Here is a 14,895-nt window from a genome sequence, read left to right as displayed (position 1 = left end):
AGGCCTGGAACATCCAGGTCCTCACATGACTGCTACGAGGCGGTATGGGCAGCGGATGCGGGTCTTGTAGGCTCGCGCCATGAGCGCCTGCCCCTTCTGCCAGACGAGCATGCGGTCCACGTTTCTCGGCGGCCTGCCCCGGGAGGAGTGCGGCGGCTGCGGAGCCGTCTGGTTCGAAGGCGAGTCGCTCTCGAAGGTGATGGGAGGCTCCGTCTCGGACGCGCTGGTGCGGCGCGCGAAGGGGCACCCCGGCATCTGCAAGGGCTGCAGCGCGAAGCTCCAGTACGTACCGAGCTGTCCCGACTGCGGCGCGCAGGCCCCCACGTGTCCGCGCTGCGGCCACGCCCCGCTGCCGGTGGTGGAAGCGCTGGGCGTCACTGTCGAGGTGTGCTCCGACTGTGCAGGCGTGGCGCTGGACCCGGGCGAGCTTCAGCAGCTCCAGCGGGCCGCCGAGACGTACCGCAACGAGCCGCTCGACGTGCGTCCCACGGTGCGGCTCGGCGTGGTGCAGGCGTGTGCCGAGTGCAAGCGCGGGCTCAAGCCGAAGTACGGCTTCGTCTGGGAGGAGCGGCTCTACTGCGGAAGCTGCGCGCCGGAGGGCTCCGTGCCCTTCTCCGAGGAGCTGGCCAAGGCCACCCCCAGCGAAGTGTCCGCCGTGCGGCGGAACTCCGGGTACCCCTCTGCCGCCGGTGCGGATGTCACCGGCTCCGCGTTGACGTGGTTGTTCTCGCGCGTGTTCGGACGTTGAAGCCCGCGTGACAACCTGTCACCCGCTCGCGCGGACTCCGTGACAGCGGGGCGTGCTGTCAGTGCCCGCTGACGACGCCGCCCCTCTGGAAGCCCGGGTGGCACCGTGCTTGCTCATGTCCGTCGTGTCCCTGAAACGACAGGAGCCACGACGATGGAACGCTTCATCCGCAAGCACTTCTGGCTGTTGAGCGGCGCCTTCATTCTCATCGCCGCTCCGGTGGCGGCGGGCACGATGCAGCTGCTCACCCGGCACATTCCCGCACTCGCCCCCGAGCCCAACGCCTCCGCCATCGTCATCGAGCGGGAGCGCATCACCCTCCCCGCGCAGGCACAGCGGGCTCCCGCCCAGCCCTCCGCCATGAAGGTCGACACCTCCCCGGAATGGGGAGACGTCCGCACTGTCGGAGAGCACGCCTACGAGATTTCCGCCGCGGATTTCCAGAACGCGCTCATGCGCCTGGACGAGCTGTCCTCGCAGGCGCGGGTGGTGCCCGCGTTCAAGGAGGGCCAGCCCCAGGGCTTCAAGATGTTCGCCATCCGTCCGCACTCGCTGTACGCGAAGCTCGGGCTCCAGAACGGTGACGTGCTCCAGCGCATCAACGGGCAGTCACTCCAGACGCCAGAGACCGCGCTGACGGCCTTCGAGAGCCTCCGCGAGTCCCGACACATCGAGCTGGACCTGGAGCGCGGCGGAGCCCCCGTGAGGAAGACGTACGACGTGCGCTGAAGCACCGCGGACAAAGGGGGACGACAGATGGCACTCATCTTCCGCAGGTATTTCTGGCTGGTGAACGGGGCCTTCATCCTGTGCGTCGCGCTGCTGGCGGCACGCACGGCCAACCTCTTCGTGGAGCACGCGCTCGCGCCGCCCCTCTCCGGCCCCACACCCGCGCGCGCTCCGGAAGCCACGGCCTCGGAAGAGGCACGAGTGTCACTGGATGGCCCGCGCCTGGCGAAGCTCATCGGCTTGAGCTTCGGCAAGGACGAGCCCGCCGTGGTCGAGCCCGAGGGCGAGGAGGTCGCCACCGGCCCCGTCAGGAGCGCGCTGCGCGTGAAGCTCCTGGGCACGCTGGTGGCGAGTGACAATCAGTGGTCGCTCGCCTCCATCCAGTACCTGGAGACCCAGCGCGCCAGGAGCCTCATGGTCGGCGATGACCTGATGGGTGCGCGAATCCTCTCCATCGAGCGCGAGCGAGTCATCATCGCCGCCAACAACCGCGAGGAGTTCATCGACGGAGCCGCCTCACCCACGGCTGTGCCCGCCCTCACCCGCACCGCCCCTACCGCGAGCTCCGGCCCCGAGAGCGGCATCCGCGCCGTCGGTGAGCACACCTACGAGATTCCCAGCGAGGAGCTCCAGAACGCGCTCTCCCGGTTGGACCAGCTGTCCACCCAGGCCCGCGCCCTGCCGGCCTTCGAGAATGGCAAGTCCGTGGGCTTCAAGCTCGCGGCCATCCGGCCGAACTCGCTCTACTCGAAGATAGGCCTCCAGAACGGTGACGTGCTCAAGCGCATCAACGGCCTGACGCTCGACGCACCCGAGCGCGTCCTGGAGGCCTTCACGAAGCTGCGCGAGGCCCGGCACATCGAGCTGGAAATCGACCGGGGCGGCGGCCCGGTCCGCAAGGTCTACGACGTGCGCTGACGCCGGACCCGCATCCCTACCCGAGCGACGCGGTCGCCTCCGCCAGCTTCTCCTGCGCCGCTTCCCACCGGGCATAGAGGCTCTCCAGCTCCTCCTTGCCCGCGCGGTGCGTGTCCATCAGCGGCTTGGCGCGCGCGAAGTCGTTGTAGAGGGCGGGGTCCGCGAGCTGCGCCTCGCGCTCCTTCTGCTCCGACTCCAGCGCGGCGATGCGCTCCTCCAGCTTGGCGATCTCCTTCTTGATGGGGCCCTCCACCACGCTGCGGCGCTGGCGCGCCTCGGCCTCCAGGCGCTTGCGGTCCTTCTCCGTCACCGGGCCCGTGGACGTCTTGCTGTCCCGGCCCGCCGCCGCGGCGGCCGCGGCCTCCTGGGCCTGACGGAGCTGCTCCTGGTGGTACAGGTAGTCGTCCAGGTTGCCCGGATGCGGCGTCAGCTTCCCGTCCGCCACTTCCCACACGTGCGTGCACAGGTTGTTGATGAAGCTGCGGTTGTGGCTGACGAAGAGCAGCGTGCCCGTGTAGCTCTTCAGCGCCTCGATCAGCATCTCGGACGAGTCCAGGTCCAGGTGGTTGGTGGGCTCGTCCATCAGCAGGAAGTTGGAGGGCACCAGCAGCAGCTTGGCCAGCGCCACGCGCGCGCGCTCACCGCCGCTGAGCACGCCGATGGGCTTGTCCACGTCGTCGCCGCTGAAGAGGAATGCGCCCAGCACGCCGCGCACATAGCTCTCCGGCTTGTCCGCCGCGAGCGGCCGCACCTCTTCGATGATGGTGTTCTGCCGGTCCAGCTTGTCCGCGTGGTGCTGCGCGTAATAGCCCACCACCACGTTGTGCCCGAGCGTCACCTTCCCCGTGTCCGGCCCCAGCTCGCCCGCCACCATCCTGAGCAGCGTGGTCTTGCCCGCGCCGTTGGCGCCCACCACGGCGATGCGCTGCCCGCGCTCCAGGCGCGCGGACAGACCGTTGTACACCGTCTGCGCGCCGTACTTCTTGGTGATGCCCTCCATCGTCACCACGTCGCGGCCGCTCCGCTCCACCTCCGGGAAGCGGAAGCGCATCGTGTTGCGCTCCTCGAGGACCTGCACCTTCTCCATCTTCTCCAGCATCTTCGCGCGGCTCTGCGCCTGCCGCGCCTTGGTGGCCTTGGCGCCGAACCGGTCGATGAAGCCCTGCAGCTCCGCGCGGCGGGCCTCCACCTTCTCGGCGCGGGCCTTGAGCAGCTCCTTCTCCTCCGCGCGCAGCCGCTTGTAGTCGTCGTAGTTGCCGGCGTACTCGCGCACGCCCTCCAGCTCCAGCGACACCACCCGGTTGATCTGCCGGTTGAGGAAGTCCTTGTCGTGCGAGATGAGGACCAGCGCCTTGTTGGAGCGGCGCAGGAAGTCGTCGAACCACGTGAGCGTGGGCACGTCCAGGTGGTTGGTGGGCTCGTCGAGCAGGAGCAGGTCCGGGTCCTGGAGGAGCAGGCCGGCCAGCGCCGCGCGCATGCGCCAGCCGCCGGACAGCGCGGAGGTGGGCTTGAGCAGGTCCGCGTCCCGGAAGCCCAGGCCCTTGAGGATTCGCTCGGCGTGGTGCTTGCCGTAGCGGTTCTCGAAGTCGTCCAGCTCGGCGTGCAGGTCCGCCAGCGACTGGGAGAGCTCCAGCTGGTCGTCCTCGTCGGTGGCCTCGGCGAGCGCGGCTTCCGTTTCCCGGAGCCGGGCCTCCATGGTGTCGCGGCCGGGCACGGTGCTCATGACGGCTTCCACCACCGTCCCCTCGGGCAGGCCGGCGATTTCCTGGGGCAGGTAGCCCGCGCGGGCCTTCCGGGCGTACTGCACCGTGCCGGAGTCGGGCTGGCTCACCCCGGCCAGTATCTTCATCAACGAGCTCTTGCCCGTCCCGTTGGCGCCGACCAGACCTACACGGTCCCTGGGTCCGAGAGTGAAGTTGTCGTTGTCGAAGAGGACCTTCTTTCCATAGGAGAGGCAGAGGTCCTGGGCGATGACGAGGCTCATGGCGGGCGGGGATGTAACAGCCCTCGGGCCCCTCGGGAACGTCAGATATGCCTGCTCGCCCGCCCCGGGGCCGTCCTGCCCCTTTTCGCAGCCGGCCAGGGCCTGCCTATACTCCCGCCCCACATGGCTGCCCCCTGCCCCCACTGCGGAAGCACCGACGGCGTCGACCACCTCTGCTCCGGCCAGAGTCTCCAGCTCCTCGGCCAGGTGCTCGACGGCCGCTACAAAATTGAGAGCGTCCTGGGCCAGGGCGGTATGGGCATGGTGTTCCGCGCCACGCAGACCTCCGTGCAGCGTCCGGTGGCGGTGAAGACGCTGAACCCGTCGCTGGCCGCCGCGCCCCAGTTCTTCGAGCGCTTCCGTCGCGAGGCGGAAATCGCCAGCCGGCTGCGCCACCCCAACGTCATCACCATCTTCGACTTCGGCCGCGCGCCGGACGGCACCTGCTACTTCGTGATGGAGCTCCTGCAGGGCGAGAGCCTCAAGGAGATGGTGAAGCGCGAGGGCCCCATGTCCCTGCGCCGCGCGGTGAGCCTCATCGAGCAGGCGTGCCAGGGCCTGGCGCACGCGCACGCGGAGGGCTGCGTCCACCGCGACCTCAAGCCGCACAACATCATGGTGCAGCAGCTGAGCGGCAAGGACTTCGTCAAGGTGCTGGACTTCGGTCTGGTGAAGGCGATGGAGGCTGAGGAGGAGGAGCAGCTCACCTCCACCGGGCAGGTGCTGGGCACGCCGCAGTACATGCCGCCCGAGCAGGCCGGTGGCGAGGCCGTGGACCAGCGCTCGGACCTGTACTCCATGGCGGGCGTGCTCTACTTCTGCCTCACGGGCAGCTCGCCGTACGGCGCCAACACCGTGCGCAAGGCGCTCACCGCATCGCTCACGCAGCCGGTGCCCGCCGTGAACAGCAAGCGGCAGGGCGCACCGGTGCCGGCCGCGCTGGATGCGTTCTTCAAGAAGGCGCTCTCGCCCGAGAAGGAAGACCGCTACCAGAACGCGCAGGAGTTCATCGACGCGATGCAGGACACCATCGCGGACCTTTCGCCCGAGGAGCTGGAAGCGATGCCCAGCGGCGGCGTCGGCTCGGGCGCGCACGAGCGCGGCAGCGGCAGCCGGGCCTCCGGGAGCCGCGCGGGCCGTCCGGGCGGCAGTGGAAGTGGCAGCGGCGTGCGCGCCTCTCGTGCCGCGCCCGCGGTGGGCCGGGGCTCCACGCCGTCCAACGTCGTCGTCGCGCGCAGCCAGGCCGCGGGTCCGGGCGGCAGTGGCTCGTCTCCGAGCCGCGCGCGCCCGTCTCCGTCCCGCCCCGCCCCGCAGCCGCCTGCCCCGCCTCCCGCGCCCGAGGGCATGTCCACCGGCAAGAAGATGGCGCTGGTGGCGGTGCCGCTGGTGCTGCTCGGCATCGGTGCGGCGGTGGTCATCGGTACCTCGGGCGGTGGCACGTCGCAGACGCCGGTGACGCCCATCGAGGCGCCGTCCACGAAGCCCGCGGCGGTGACGGCCGGCAACACGGACACGACGGCGAGCGCGGCGGCGAAGAACATCATGGTGTCGCTGAGCTCGACGCCGCCCGGCGCGGCCATCTACGAGGGCGAGGAGATGCTGGGCACCACGCCCATCAAGCTCGAACTGCCCCGCGACAAGGTGTACGCGCTCAGCTTCCGGCTTGACGGCCACAAGGACGTGGAGCGGACGCTCAACTTCAGCCGCATCGCCGGGGACAGCCAGGCCGTCGACGTGACGCTGGAGCCGGTGCGCGCCGCCCCCACGTCGCGTCCGACGAAGCCCGTGAAGCAGGGCGGCGGGCAGGACATCTCCGTCTTCGAGTAGCGCGGCGGTTGTCGCTCAGGCGCGGGTCCGGGCTCGCGCACGCGTCACGTCGCGACGCGGACGCGTCCTGCTGAAACGCGAGCCCGGGCGCTTCCTCGAGGGTCGTGCGCACTCCGCACGCCCCGGACGGCACACGGCGCCCCGGGACGACCTGGCGGGTCCGCCCCTTGCACTCGGAGTCCGGGCTGTCGTCTTGCGCCACGCCCCTTCCCCCGAGGTCACCTTTGATGAACGTCCTTTCGCCACGAGTGCGCCGCCTGCTGCTGGCCGGTGCGCTGGCCAGCGTTGCCATCCTCGCCTGTACCACCGCCTCGTCCACCGGGCCGAAGCCGCCCGGAGACACCCAGACAGCCGCCCAGGGCCTCCCCCCGGCGTGCAACCCGAACCCGACGTGCCCGGGCTCCACGTGCGCCACGTCCATCACCTCCGCGCTCTCCAGCCCGCCCGTGGATGCATGCCCGCGCTTCGGTGAGAGCCAGAGCGACGTGGACGTCTACTCGTGGAACACCTTCATCGCGATGAACTGGCCGGCGGACACGAAGACGTGTCTGCCGAACACGCAGGGCAGCATCCTCGGCGGCCAGGGGCCGGTGGTCTGGGAGACGTACCCCCAGGACTCGGACATCTTCGTGGCGCCCGACGCGGGCCCTCCCGGCAAGTGGTGCACGTTCAACACGCCGGCCGCCGTCGAGAAGCAGCTGCTGCGGCTCCGGAGGGCGACTCCTTCCGAGCGGCTCCAGGTGGCCGCCGGCCACGTGGACAAGGTGCTGGTGGCGGACTCCAAGGCCTCGGACCTCGTCGCGGAGCGGTTCGGCGGCATCGGCCAGGCCGTGGGCGGCCCGCTCACGGACCAGAACGGCCGCTTCGTCCGCTACGAGAAGCGCGTCAACCTGGACGAGTACAACTACCTCATCGCCAACAACCTCTGGAACGCGGCCGGGCAGAACGGCGTGACGGTAAGCTTCCCCACCGGCCCGGACCAGAACCCCGGCCCGTGTGACGGTGGCCCCTGCGGCCCCGTGGGGGCGATGGAACTCAAGGCGTCGTGGAAGGTGCTGAGCGCGCAGGAGATTGCCGGCAAGCGCTTCTACATGCGCCAGGCCTGGGTCTTCAACGACGAGGCCGGAGACCCGAGCCCCGGCAAGAATCCCGTCACGGTGGGCCTCGTCGGCCTGCACATCATCCACAAGACGAGCACGCAGACGTCGTGGTTCTGGTCCACCTTCGAGCAGGTGGACAACACCAAGTCCTCCTTCTTCAACCCGCACTGCACCAACTGCCAGGACAACCAGCAGACGGCGAAGCAGCCCTACACGGAGCTGGCGCCGGACGGCGGCCCGCTCAACGCGCCCGTGCAGGTGGTGCGCACCACGCCCGTCCAGGCGGATGAGCTGTCTCCCGGGCTCAACGCCTACTACCGCGGCCTGCTCAAGGGCTCCGTCTGGGAGAACTACCAGCTCATCAGCACCCAGTGGGCCACGGGCGGCGCGCCCCAGGGCACGCCCACGCCGCTGGCCAACGTGACGATGGAGACCTTCATCCAGCCCAACGCGAGCTGCCTCGGCTGTCACAAGAGCGCGACGACTGCGGACGGCGGCGCGTCCGCCGACTTCAGCTTCCTGCTGGGCGAGGCGCAGTAGCCCGCGCCCGGACGCGCACCGCCCGCTCCGGGAGCACCTCGCCACGCGTCGGCGAGGGGGGCCCGGAGCCGGACGGGCCCGTGCTCACACCAGCTTCGCCAGCTTCGGGAGCACCTCGCCGCTCTTGCCGGTGACGGTGTTCTCGAAGCGGCTGGAGTTCTGCGCCGGGTCCAGGTTGACGAGCCACGTCTCCCCGCCGGCCGCGCGCACGTGGTCCACGATGCCCGCCGCCGGGTAGACGAGGCCGGACGTGCCCGCCGCGAGGAAGACGAACCGCCCGCCCGACGTGGAGCCGCGCAGCGCGAAGTCCTCGATGCGCTGCATGTCCGCCGGGTCCAGGTACTCGCCGAACCAGACGATGTGCGGGCGCAGCCTACCGCCGCATGCGTCGCACGTGGGCACCTGGCCCACCGGGTACACGGTGGTGTCGTCGAACGGCGCGCGCTTGCACGTGCTGCATCGCGTCTTGAAGAGGTTGCCGTGCATCTCCACCACGCGGCTGCTGCCGGCCCGGCGGTGCAGCCCGTCCACGTTCTGGGTGGCCAGGAGGAAGCGGTCGCCGAGGTGGCGCTCCCAGGCCACCAGCGCGTCATGACCGGGGTTGGGGTGCACGGCGGCGGCGCCGGCCCGGCGCTGCGAGTAGAAGCGCCACACCAGCGTCGGGTCCTTCACGAAGCCCTGGGGCGAGGCCACGTCTTCAATGGGATGGTTCTCCCAGAGTCCGTCCATTCCACGGAAGGTCGGGACTCCGCTCTCGGCGGAGACGCCCGCTCCGGTGAGGACGAGCAGCCAGGTCTTCGAGTCCAGGATGAGCTGTTCCATGACGCCTCTCGTGCGGCGGGAAATGATTCAGGGTATTGAGGGACGACGACTTCGCCGGGGCCTGACGCCCCGGTGACGTTCCCCTTCCGAGGTCCCCATCATGGCGGAAGTCACCCTGGATCTGCGCGGCATGCCCAAGGCGGAGGCGTACGCGGAGTTGAAGCAACATGCCCTCGCGGTGCTCGAGGGCATCGACGACGACATCGCGGGCATGGCGTCCATGAGCTGCCTGCTGCACCACGCCTTCGGGCACCTGTGGACGGGCTTCTACCGGGTGGTGACGCCGGGCAGGCTGCTGCGCGTGGGGCCCTACCAGGGCACGCTCGGGTGCCTGGAAATCCAGTTCGGCAAGGGCGTCTGCGGAACGTCCGCGGCGAAGGGCGAGACGCTGGTGGTGGCCGACGTGCACGCCTTCCCGGGCCACATCACCTGTGACGGGCGGTCGGCGTCGGAAATCGTCGTCCCGGTGTTCGGGAAGAATCGCGAGCTCATCGCCGTGCTCGACATCGACTCCGAGCACAAGGGCACCTTCGACGACGTGGACCGCCGCGAGCTGGAAGACCTGATGCGCTGGTTCCAGAAGTAACGCGGTACCGCGAGGGCGGAGCACGCCGCCCTCGCGTCCCGCTCTCAGCCCTTGCGCGCGTAGGCCACGGCGAGCTGGCCGGCGAAGCGGGCGTTGTTGACGAGCAGCGCCAGGTTGGCCTTGAGCGTCTTGCCGCCGGTGCGCTTCGCCATCTCCGACAGGAGGAACGGCGTCACGGCCTTGCCGCGCACGCCCTGCCGGTCCGCGTCCGCGAGCGTGGAGGCGATGTGCAGCTCCACCTCGTTGCGGGGCAGCGAGGTCTCCTCGGGAGGGGGCACGGTGTAGAGCAGGCCGCCCTGCCCCAGCGTCTCGAAGCGGGCGCGGGCGATGCGCGCGGCCGTGTCCACGTCGTCCACGCGGTGCTCCAGCTTCAGGCCGGAGCCGCGGCTGTAGAAGGACGGCAGCTCGTCGGTGCCCACGCCGATGACGGGCACGCCGGCGGTCTCCAGGAGCTCCATCGTCTTGGGCAGGTCCAGCACGGACTTGGCGCCCGCGCACACCACGGCGACGGGGTAGCGGGCCAGCGCGGCGATGTCCTGGGAGATGTCCCAGTGCTCGGACGCGCCGCGGTGCACCCCGCCGATGCCCCCGGTGGAGAAGACGTGGATGCCGGCGGCGGCGGCGAGCTCGCAGGTGGCGCTGACGGTGGTGCCGCCGGAGGCGCGCGTGGCCACGGCGATGGCCAGGTCGCGAGAGCCCAGCTTGAGCAGGCGCTCCTTGCCCTCGGCGAGCCGGCGCATGGCCGTCTCCTCCAGGCCGATGCACACCTCTCCATCCACCACGGCGATGGCGGCGGGGATGGCGCCGCCGCGGCGGATGGCCTCCTCACAGGCGCGAGCGGCGGCCAGGTTGTCCGGGTATGGCAGCCCCTGGGCCACGACGCTCGTCTCCAGTGCCACCAGGGGTTGGCCAGCGTCGCGAGCGCGGCGCACCTCGTCCGAAAAGCGTAGGTCCATGGGCGCGCGTTTATCCCCGGGCGGGCATGCGGACAAGCGGGGCCGTGGGGGAAACGTCGGCTTGCGCGCGAGAGCGGCTCGCCCTATTCCCTCGCCCGCCGTGTCCACCTCCGCCGCCACCGCGACTGCCGTCCCCGCACGCGCCTTCTCCGCGAACGACCTGGCCATCATCGGCGTGGTCATCATCTGGGGCACCAACTACACGGTGGTGAAGGAGGCGCTGGCCACGATTCCGGCGCTGGCCTTCATGTCGCTGCGCTTCGCCATCGCCGCGCTGGCCATGGGCGCGCTGCTGCTGGTGGTGGAGGGCTGGAAGCCGCTGCCCCGGAAGACGTTCCTCAAGCTCACCGCGCTCGGGCTGGTGGGCAACACGGTGTACCAGGTGTGCTTCATCGTCGGGCTGGCGCACACCACCGCGGCGAACAGCGGGATGCTCACGGCGGTGACGCCGGTGCTGGTGGCCGCGCTCGGGGCGATGCTGGGCGTGGAGCGGCTCACCCGGCCGCTGGTGACGGGCCTGTCACTCGCGGTGGCGGGCATGCTGCTGGTGGTGAGCGCGCGAGGCCCGGCCCTCGGCGGGGCGACGTGGCTGGGGGATGGGCTCATCCTCGGGGGCTGCCTGTGCTGGGCGGTGTACACGGTGGGCATCCGCTCGTTGGGCACGGAGGTGTCCGCGCTGCGAATCACCGCCATCACCATGCTGACGGGTGCGCCCGTCGTGGTGCTGGCCGGAGTGCCGGCGGTGATGGCGATGGACACCGCGAGCGTCGGCCCTGCCGCGTGGGCGGGCGTGGTGTACTCGGCGCTGGTGCCGCTGGTGCTCTCGTACTTCATCTGGGGGCGCACCGTGCAGCGCGTGGGCAGCAGCCGCGCGGCGCTCTACAACACGGGCATCCCCGTGGTGGCCGCCCTCACCGCCTGGGCCGTGCGAGGCGAGCGCCCCACCCTCCTCCAGGTCTTCGGAGCGGGCCTCATCCTCGCGGGCGTGTTGCTCAGCCGGCGCAAGTCGTAGCCCGCGGCGCCCGGGCGAACCGGCGCCCCGGGCCGCAGCGCGACGGAGCGGCCGCGCGCTGCGTGTTCCCGCCACGCCTCAGCCGCGCCGGCCGCGCTCGACGGAGAGGCCGTACTCTTCAATCTTCTTGTCCAGCGTGGGCCGGCTGATGCCGAGCAGCGCCGCGGCGCGGACCTTCTTCCCGCCCGCCTCGCGCAGGGCCTCGGCGATGGCGTCGCGCTCCAGCCGGGCCACGCGGTCCTGCAATGTCTGGGGCCCGGTGGAGGCGCCGCCCTCCTGGATTTCCGGCGGCAGGTGCAGCGCGCCCACGCGGCCTCCGGCGTACAGCAGCCCCAGCCGCTCGCCCACCAATTCCAGCTCGCGCACGTTCTGCGGCCACGCGTAGTCCACCAGCAGCCGCCGCGCCTCGGGCCCCAGGGTGGGAGGCTCCTTGCGCGAGCGCCGCGCCGCCCGCGTGGTGAATCCCTCCAGCAGCACGAGCACATCCGCCCTGCGCTCGCGCAGCGGTGGCACCTCCAGCTCGAAGCCGGCCAGCCCCCGCGCCAGTGACGCCTCCACCTCGCCCCGCGTGGCCAGCAGCGGCAGCGGCTCGAGCGCGGTGGCCAGCACCCGCACGTCCACCGGTTCCTCGCCGCCCTGCCGGGCCGGCGCGGACCGGCGGGCCAGCAGCCGCGCCAGCCGCTCCGCCGAGGGCCGCGGCAGCGCCTCCACGTGCTGCAGGAGCAGCGAGCCCCCATCCGCGCGCAGCAGCGCGGACGTCACCGGCGGCTGCCCCGGCGCGCTGGCCCGGCCGAAGAGCGCCTCATCCACGGCCGGCTGGGGTTGACGGCAGTCCACCGTCACCAGCGGCCCCAGCGCCCGCGGAGAGCGCGAGTGGAGCATGCGCGCCAGCAGCGTCTTCCCCGTCCCCGGCTCGCCGTGAATCACCACGGGCGCGGCGCTCGCCGCCGCGCGCCTGGCCGCGTCCAGCAGGGCCTTCAGCGGCCGCGAGGACCCCGCCAGCGTCAGGGAGGGGGCCTCCGCCTCCACCCGCGAGCGAACCGCCGTGTACGCCTCGCCGCCCAGCCGCCCCAGCGCCGCGAGCAACTGTCCCTCGCCTTCGGAGAACACGGGCTCGGCCCGAGTCACGTACAGCACGCCGAAGGGCATGCCGCCCGAGGCCACCAGCGGCGCGCACATCGCGTCGTCCGACTGGCTCAGCTCCTTGCGCTCCAGGGCCGCCTGGGCCATGGCGCGCGGCACCGTCAGCGCCTCCGCCCCCACCACCGAGGCGGTGAGCAGGCCACCGCTGCTGCCCAGCAGCGCCGCCGCGCGGTCCCCGTTGAGCGCGTGCGCCACCTCGTCCGCCAGCCGCCGCAGCACCATGGCCTCGCTGGTGGCGCCGAGCAGCGCCGTCCCCGCCGAGTACATCGCCGCCGCCGTGCCCACGTGCGGCAGCACCTCTTCGATGGGCACGTGCCCGTGCGTCACCGGCCCGCCCTCCACCAGCGTCACCGCCGGAGGCTCGAAGAGGGCCGTCGTCGTCCCCACGCGGACGCGGTCTCCCGGCTGCAGCACCACCTCTCCGGAGAGGCGCTCCCCGTTGACGAGCGTCCCGTTGCGCGAGCGCAGGTCGCGGATGCGCGCCTGGCCCTCATGGAGGGTGATCAGCGCGTGCTTGCGCGAGACCTGGTCGTCCTCCAGGGGGATTTCGCACGACGGGCTGCGACCGATTGTCGCTTCCGTGAGCACCTCGTAGCGGCGCCCCGCGGATGGACCGGTGAGCAGCAGGAGTGCGGGCATGGGGCGCGGAGCGTAGCGTTCCGCCGGAGCCGGGCAAGCGCTCCCTGCCCCCGCCGCACGAACTACATGGGCCGCTCGGCGTTCAAGAGGGCACGAATCTCCCGCTCGTCCAGCGTCCGCCCCTCCCGGGTGATGGCCAGCGCGTTCACCTGGGTCTCATCCACCTCCACGTGGGCGCCCTTGCGCCACTCCGTGGTGTGCACCGCGCCATCAATCAGCTTCCCCACGACGCTCCCCTCGTCCCGGGCCATGACCTCCAGCCAGAGGTTCTCCACCACGGTGCCGCCGTCCGGGTGGGTGTCGAAGGGGGCGCGCACCAGGAAGGTGAGCGGCTCCATCAGCCCCTTGCGCTGGAAGCGCGCCAGGAACGAGGGCAGCAGCACCTGCGCCTCGCGGCGCATGGCCTGCGTCTGCTCCTCGGGCTCCTTCTCGAAGCGCTCGCGGTACGGCGCCAGCAACTGGGACGTGTTGTGCCGGCCCAGGGGCGACACCACGGAGAGGAACAGCCCCTCATGGCCCTCGAACGTGTCCAGCGGCACGCCCAGCAGGTTGGTGCGGGCCTCCTCCGAGGGCACGAGCATGAACGTCTGCCCCTCACTGGTGCCCACCTGTGAGCGCAGCGCCGGCCCCTGCCCGAAGGCCAGGTCCGTGCACAGCTCGTGGAGGAAGCTCTCCGCCGCCAGCAAATCCCCCTCCGAGAGGTGGAAGATCTCCAGGTCTCGCGCGCCGAACTTCTCCATGCCGTGCGAGTGGACCCAGAGGGGCGTGTCGCCCTCGGTGGCCTCCACGGCGTGCAGGTGCACGTGGTCCCGGATGTCGAAGTCCAGCTCGGTGATTTCCACCACGTCGTCAGGCTCGTGGAGCTTGAAGGCGGTGACGTCCACCAGCACGCCCTGCACGTGCTCCAGCAGCGTGCGCACGGCCCACAGCGCCTCGAAGACGGGCAGCGTGGGCTGCGGCCCGCCCGGCTCCACGGCCAGCCGGTAGAAGGCCTTGGAGCGCCCCAGCCGCTCGAAGGCCTCCGGGCTGCCGCTGAAGACGCCCTTGCTGAAGCGCGGCAGGTGCTCCGCCCCCACCGTCAGCCGGACCTTCACCTCCGAGCTGTCCGCCTTCAGCGCGAAGCCCTGGCCATCCTCGTCCGGGGTGAACTCCACGTCGTCCGTCGCGAACGAAGCACGCAGCGCGTCAAGCGGCGCCGGTCCATCCTGTTCGATGGCGAGGAGGTAGACCTCCATCACAGGTGCTTCTCAATCTGTCGGAAGAGGTCCACGCGGTCCACCAGGTTGGTCAGGTAGTCGAGCTTGTCCGTGGCCAGCACGAGCACGGGCGACAGCCGGTAGTTCTCGAACCACTCCTCGTACAGGGCATTGAGGCGCTGCAGGTAGCGGGTGGGGATGTCCTTCTCCATGGCGCGCCCGCGCAGGCGGATGCGCTCGCGCAGCGTCTGCACGGGGCAGCGCAGGTAGATCATGAGGTCCGGAGGCCTCAGCGACTCGGAAATCGTCTCGTACAGCTCGCAGTACGTCTTCCAGTCACGCTTGTCGATGAGCCGCTGCCGGTGGAGGTTCTTGGCGAATATCTCCGCGTCCTCGTAGAGGGTCCGGTCCTGGAGCACGGTGCCGGGCGTGCGCTCGAGCTCCCGGTGCAGGCGGAACTTGTGCGTCAGGAAGAAGAGCTGCGAGCGGAACGCCCACGTCTTCATGTCCTTGTAGAAGTCGGCCAGATACGGGTTCTGGTCGTTGGGCTCGAAAGACGGAGTGAGGCCGTACTTCCGGCAGAGGAATGACGTGAGCTCCGTCTTCCCGGCCCCGATGTTGCCCGCGATGGCGATGAACTTTTTCCTGGCCACGCCACCCTTGCTTGTAACCCCGGCGAGCGGCGCGCACCAGAA

Annotated in this window: 13 protein-coding genes; 7 read left to right on the top strand and 6 right to left on the bottom strand. The window is 70.8% G+C overall.

Features of this window, described 5'->3' with window-relative positions:
* The first annotated feature begins 79 nt into the window (after positions 1–79).
* The 3 genes from ACX9TP_RS19965 (at position 80) to gspC (ending at position 2,395) form a co-directional block, all read left to right on the top strand.
* On the top strand, positions 80–748 hold the full coding sequence (locus tag ACX9TP_RS19965; protein ID WP_482981303.1) for a TFIIB-type zinc ribbon-containing protein: 669 nt from the start codon (positions 80–82) through the stop codon (positions 746–748).
* A 153-nt stretch (positions 749–901) separates the two neighbouring features.
* The gene (locus ACX9TP_RS19960; RefSeq protein ID WP_482981302.1) at positions 902–1,477 is read left to right on the top strand and encodes a hypothetical protein; all 576 of its coding nucleotides are present in this window, start codon (positions 902–904) and stop codon (positions 1,475–1,477) included.
* 27 nt (positions 1,478–1,504) lie between these two features.
* Positions 1,505–2,395 (top strand): type II secretion system protein GspC, encoded by an 891-nt coding sequence (gene gspC, locus ACX9TP_RS19955; RefSeq protein ID WP_482981301.1) that lies wholly within the window; start codon positions 1,505–1,507, stop codon positions 2,393–2,395.
* Positions 2,396–2,411: 16 nt separating this feature from the next.
* Here the strand turns inward: gspC and ACX9TP_RS19950 are convergent, their stop codons facing one another.
* Entirely contained in the window at positions 2,412–4,379 is a 1,968-nt protein-coding gene (locus ACX9TP_RS19950; RefSeq protein ID WP_482981300.1) for an ABC-F family ATP-binding cassette domain-containing protein, read from the bottom strand.
* Positions 4,380–4,634: 255 nt separating this feature from the next.
* On the opposite strand from ACX9TP_RS19950, the gene ACX9TP_RS19945 reads away from it, so the two are divergent.
* Together ACX9TP_RS19945 and ACX9TP_RS19940 are read left to right on the top strand one after the other, a co-directional pair.
* Positions 4,635–6,206 carry a protein kinase domain-containing protein gene (locus ACX9TP_RS19945; RefSeq protein WP_482982201.1) on the top strand — a complete coding sequence of 524 codons (1,572 nt, stop codon included), beginning with the start codon at positions 4,635–4,637 and terminating at the stop codon, positions 6,204–6,206.
* A 227-nt stretch (positions 6,207–6,433) separates the two neighbouring features.
* The gene (locus tag ACX9TP_RS19940) at positions 6,434–7,846 is read left to right on the top strand and encodes a hypothetical protein (RefSeq protein ID WP_482981299.1); all 1,413 of its coding nucleotides are present in this window, start codon (positions 6,434–6,436) and stop codon (positions 7,844–7,846) included.
* 84 nt (positions 7,847–7,930) lie between these two features.
* Here the strand turns inward: ACX9TP_RS19940 and ACX9TP_RS19935 are convergent, their stop codons facing one another.
* Complete coding sequence (locus ACX9TP_RS19935) at positions 7,931–8,668, bottom strand: SIR2 family NAD-dependent protein deacylase (RefSeq protein ID WP_482981298.1); 738 nt, start codon at positions 8,666–8,668, stop codon at positions 7,931–7,933.
* Between the two features lie 100 nt (positions 8,669–8,768).
* Between ACX9TP_RS19935 and ACX9TP_RS19930 the strand changes: the two genes are divergently transcribed.
* Positions 8,769–9,254: a GAF domain-containing protein gene (locus tag ACX9TP_RS19930; RefSeq protein ID WP_482981297.1), complete on the top strand. Its 486-nt coding sequence runs from the start codon at positions 8,769–8,771 to the stop codon at positions 9,252–9,254.
* 44 nt (positions 9,255–9,298) lie between these two features.
* On the opposite strand, the gene ACX9TP_RS19925 is transcribed toward ACX9TP_RS19930, so the two are convergent.
* Complete coding sequence (locus ACX9TP_RS19925; protein WP_482981296.1) at positions 9,299–10,210, bottom strand: pseudouridine-5'-phosphate glycosidase; 912 nt, start codon at positions 10,208–10,210, stop codon at positions 9,299–9,301.
* Positions 10,211–10,310: 100 nt separating this feature from the next.
* Between ACX9TP_RS19925 and ACX9TP_RS19920 the strand changes: the two genes are divergently transcribed.
* Positions 10,311–11,222 (top strand): DMT family transporter, encoded by a 912-nt coding sequence (locus tag ACX9TP_RS19920; RefSeq protein ID WP_482982200.1) that lies wholly within the window; start codon positions 10,311–10,313, stop codon positions 11,220–11,222.
* A gap of 78 nt (positions 11,223–11,300) precedes the next feature.
* On the opposite strand, the gene ACX9TP_RS19915 is transcribed toward ACX9TP_RS19920, so the two are convergent.
* The 3 genes from ACX9TP_RS19915 to ACX9TP_RS19905 form a co-directional block, all read right to left on the bottom strand.
* The gene (locus ACX9TP_RS19915; RefSeq protein WP_482981295.1) at positions 11,301–13,004 is read right to left on the bottom strand and encodes an FHA domain-containing protein; all 1,704 of its coding nucleotides are present in this window, start codon (positions 13,002–13,004) and stop codon (positions 11,301–11,303) included.
* A 62-nt stretch (positions 13,005–13,066) separates the two neighbouring features.
* Positions 13,067–14,239, bottom strand: a complete 1,173-nt coding sequence (locus ACX9TP_RS19910) for a DUF2314 domain-containing protein (RefSeq protein WP_482981294.1) — start codon at positions 14,237–14,239, stop codon at positions 13,067–13,069.
* A complete protein-coding gene (locus ACX9TP_RS19905) occupies positions 14,239–14,853 on the bottom strand; it encodes a deoxynucleoside kinase (RefSeq protein WP_482981293.1) in 615 nt (204 codons plus the stop codon). The genes ACX9TP_RS19910 and ACX9TP_RS19905 overlap by 1 nt, the downstream gene beginning before the upstream one ends.
* Between the last annotated feature and the right edge of the window lie 42 nt (positions 14,854–14,895).

This window comes from Pyxidicoccus sp. M15, from assembly GCF_056858435.1.
Note: the sequence above shows the minus strand (reverse complement) of the source record. Positions and strands in the feature narration are given on the sequence as shown.